Raw genomic sequence first — 3820 nt, 5'->3', positions numbered from 1 at the left:
GGACATTGGAAGGTGAGCGCGCGGCCCTTTCGGGCGCGGAAATAGCTCTCGAAACGACGCTCCAATTGCGCGCTGTCGGCGGCGCTGGTGAAAATCTCGGTGATCACGGCCTCATGCGCGGAGGGGGTGACTCCGATGCAGAAGCGCCAATCCTGCGCGGCGGCCGAATGGCCGGCCGATCCAGACAGGCTGGCGGCGACAAGGGTGCGGAACAGGCGTTTCATGGATCGCGGGGGCCGGGGAAGGGCGGGTCGGGCGATCATTTCGGAGGAAGGTGAACGGCCTGTTAACGCGCAAGGGCCGATATGACGCGGCCCGATCTGGCGGATTTGGAAAACAAGCTGTTAACGGACGCCAGCTAGAATGAACGCGCCGGCGATCCGGCGGCGTCATTTTCCGAGTTGGTCGATCATGGGCGTGGCGGACCGCCTTCCCTCCCAAAGCCAAACCTCTTCGCGTAGTGAAAGCTGGTCCTATCCGGCCTTTCATGTCGCGGATCTGAGCGCCTCCGCGCGTGGCGTCGTGGAAGAGCCGGCAGCGCCTGGACGCGCGGCCGGGGAGCGCATCTCCCAGCCCCTGCTGGTCGGCGCCCTGCATCTGTTCGACGCGCTGAACATTCCGGCGAGCGGCCTGGTGGCCTATGCCGCCGCGGCGCAGACCATCTCGCTCGATGGGAGCTGGATCTGGACCAGCCTCGCGGCGACGACGCTTATCGCGCTCGCCGTCCTGCGCCGCCGCTATTCCTATACGATCCGCGCCATGGGACAGTTTCCACGGCAGGCGGTGAGCCTGGGGCTGGCGCTCGTGCTGGCGCTCGCCTTCTGGAACGCCGGCGCCGTGCTGGCGGGGTTCAGCGAGCCGCAGTTCCTGCGGTCCTGGACCATGCTCTGGTTCGCGGGCTGCTGGGCGACGGGCTGCGTCGCCCGCGCTTTTTTCGCCGCGGCCGTCACGATCTGGACGCGGCAGGGGCGGCTCACGCGGCGCACCGTGGTGGTCGGCGGCGGCGCCCATGCGCTGGAGACGATCCGGCGGCTGGAGACATCGGGCAAGGGCGCCTTGCAGATTCTCGGCGTGTTCGACGATCGCAGCCGCGCGCGGCTTCCGGCGGATATCGGCCGCTACAAGCTGCTCGGCGCCTTCGAGGATCTCGACCTGTTCTGCCGCGAGCAGAAGGTCGATCTGCTGATCGTCGCGATTCCGCTGAGCGCGGAGGCGCGCTTGCTGCAGATCCTGAAAAATTTGTGGCTGCTGCCGGTCGATGTCCGGATCTCGGCGCTCGGGACCAAGCTGACGCTGCGCGATCGCGTCTATCATCACATCGGCGACGTGCCCTTCCTGCCGGTGTTCGACAAGCCGATTTCGGATTGGGGCAACGCCCTCAAGGCGAGTTTCGACGTGACGGCCGCCGCGCTGCTGATCGTCGCGCTGGCGCCGGTTCTGGCGCTGGCCGCGCTCGGCGTGCGCCTGTCCTCGCCCGGGCCGATCCTGTTTCGCCAGATCCGCTACGGCTTCAACAACGAGCGTTTCGAGGTGTACAAGTTCCGCTCGATGTACAGCGATCGCTGCGATCCCGCCGCCTTGAGGCAGGTGACTCGCAACGATCCGCGCGTCACGCGCTTCGGCGCGTTCCTGCGCCGCGCCTCGATCGACGAATTGCCGCAATTGTTCAACGTCCTGCGCGGCGATCTGTCGCTGGTCGGGCCGCGCCCGCACGCGCTCAAGGGCCATGTCGGCGGCATGATCTATGAAAAGGTGGTCGAGGGCTATTTCGCCCGCCACCGCGTCCGGCCGGGCATCACGGGCTGGGCCCAGGTCAACGGCTGGCGCGGCGAGACCGATACGCTGGAAAAGATCGAGCAGCGCACCGCGCACGACCTCTATTACATTGAGAACTGGTCGATCTGGTTCGATCTCAAAATTCTGGCCATGACGCCTTTCGCGGTGCTGTTCGGGAAGAACGCTTTCTGAAGGCCCGGCGCTGGAACCTTCAGCCTCGGTCAAGGTTTTTCTGGCGCAATGGCGAGTGGGGGAGCGCGGGCGCCCCGCGAATTTTCACACCGCCTCGAAGGACAATCCATGAGTTTGAAGATTTTGCTGAAGCGCGCGGCCGCGCTCGCGACCGCCGCCGTCTTCGCCGCGGCGACTTCGGCGAGCGCCTGCACCGGGATCATGCTGAAAACGGCCGACGGCTCCATCGTTCAGGGCCGCACCGTGGAATTTGGCATCGTCATCCCCAGCCAGGCGGCTTTGGCGCCGCGCGGCTATTCCTTCACCGGCGAGACGCCGCTCGGGCCAGGCAAGCAATGGACCGCCAAATATGCCGCCGTGGGCGTGATCGCCTTCGACAATCTCGCCATGCTCGACGGCCTGAACGAAAAGGGCCTCGCCGTCGGCACCTTCTATTTCCCGACCTTCGCGGAATATACCCCGACGACGCCGGAAAACCGCGCGGCTTCGCTGTCGATGGCGGATTTCCCCAATTGGCTCCTGACCAGCTTCGCCACGGTCGCCGAGGCGCGCGCCGCGATCGAGAAAGGCGATGTTTTCATCGCGCCGACTCTGCTGAAGGGCTGGCCGCCCGAACTGCAGCCGTTCCATTATGTCGTCTATGACAAGACTGGCGCCAGCATCGCCATCGAGCCGATCAAGGGCAAGCTGGTCGTGTCCGACAATCCGCTCGGCGTCTTCACCAATTCGCCGCCGTTCGACTGGCACATGACCAATCTGCGCAATTATATCGCGCTCAACCCGCGCAACGTGCCGCCGATCACGATCGACAAGACCGTGTTCCAGCCGATCGGGCAGGGCAATGGCATGCTCGGCCTGCCGGGCGATTTCTCGCCGCCGTCGCGCTTCGTCCGCGCCGCCGTGTTCAGCGCCACGGCCATTCCGGAAAAGGATGCCGAGCACGGTGTGCTGCAGGTGTTCCACATCCTCAATAATTTCGACATTCCGGTCGGCGCCGCGCGCGATGTTTCCCCGGATGGCGTGATCCACAGCGACTACACGCTGCTGACAGTGGCGCGCGATCCGCAGGCGCTGAAATATTACTGGAAGAGCTACGACGACCAGACCATCCATGTCGTCGACATGAATCGGCTCGATCTCGACAGCAAGAACGTCCTGAAATTCTCGACCGCCAGCCAGCAGCCGATCATCGATGTGACCAAGGATCTGAAATGAAGCGCTTCGGCTGAGTATCCGAACCGATCGGCGCGGGGCGGCTTGTCCCGCGTCGTTCAGGCTTCGGACTGGCCGTCGTCGTCGGCGAGACGGACGATAATATCGACGCCGACGATCTTCTTGCCCTTGGGCGGGGTGAATTTGAGCTGGTGGGTGAGATCGACCGGCATGTCGAACAGATTGGCCCGGTCCTCGTCGTAATAATGGCAATGTGAGCCGGTCTTGGTGTCGTACCAGACCTTGGAGCCGTAAAGCGCGATCTCGCGGACCAGACCCGCCGCGACGAATTGATGCAGGGTGTTGTAGACCGTCGCGCGGGAGAGCGGCATTTTCAGCGCCTGGGCCTCGGCGAACAATTGGTCCACCGTCACATGGCGGTCGCCGGCCACGAACAGCAGGCTGGCCAGGCTGATGCGCTGGCGGGTGGGGCGCAGATCGACCACACGGAGCTTTTCCTTGACCAGCTTGGCCAAGGCGCCGTTTTTCCAGTCATATGTCGGCTTCGCGACCATGCGCTGCGCCGCCGCGGTCTTGTCGTTTTGTAGGGTCACGCCAGCCATCTTCCTGCTCATCTGTCAGATATAACACGCGGCTGGAGTTTTTTGAACGGTTCTAAACACGAAGTAAAGCCGTTTCC

The 3820-nt window shown here is 64.2% G+C and carries 4 protein-coding genes; 2 read left to right on the top strand and 2 right to left on the bottom strand.

Features of this window, described 5'->3' with window-relative positions; genetic code table 11:
- Positions 1 to 224: hypothetical protein (locus tag ACE3S9_RS16390; RefSeq protein WP_374547548.1), on the bottom strand; the 224-nt coding region annotated here is incomplete at its 3' end.
- Positions 225 to 363: 139 nt separating this feature from the next.
- Between ACE3S9_RS16390 and ACE3S9_RS16385 the strand changes: the two genes are divergently transcribed.
- Together ACE3S9_RS16385 and ACE3S9_RS16380 are read left to right on the top strand one after the other, a co-directional pair.
- Complete coding sequence (locus ACE3S9_RS16385) at positions 364 to 1968, top strand: undecaprenyl-phosphate glucose phosphotransferase (RefSeq protein ID WP_374547547.1); 1605 nt, start codon at positions 364 to 366, stop codon at positions 1966 to 1968.
- Between the two features lie 108 nt (positions 1969 to 2076).
- Positions 2077 to 3183, top strand: coding sequence for a linear amide C-N hydrolase (locus ACE3S9_RS16380; RefSeq protein ID WP_374547546.1), 1107 nt, complete (start codon positions 2077 to 2079; stop codon positions 3181 to 3183).
- Between the two features lie 56 nt (positions 3184 to 3239).
- Here the strand turns inward: ACE3S9_RS16380 and irrA are convergent, their stop codons facing one another.
- Entirely contained in the window at positions 3240 to 3755 is a 516-nt protein-coding gene (gene irrA, locus ACE3S9_RS16375; protein WP_374547545.1) for an iron response transcriptional regulator IrrA, read from the bottom strand.
- Positions 3756 to 3820: the final 65 nt, after the last annotated feature.

Origin of the sequence: Rhodoblastus sp., assembly GCF_041915505.1 — a bacterium.
GTDB lineage: Bacteria > Pseudomonadota > Alphaproteobacteria > Rhizobiales > Beijerinckiaceae > Rhodoblastus.
This window is presented reverse-complemented; position numbering and strand designations above follow the sequence as displayed.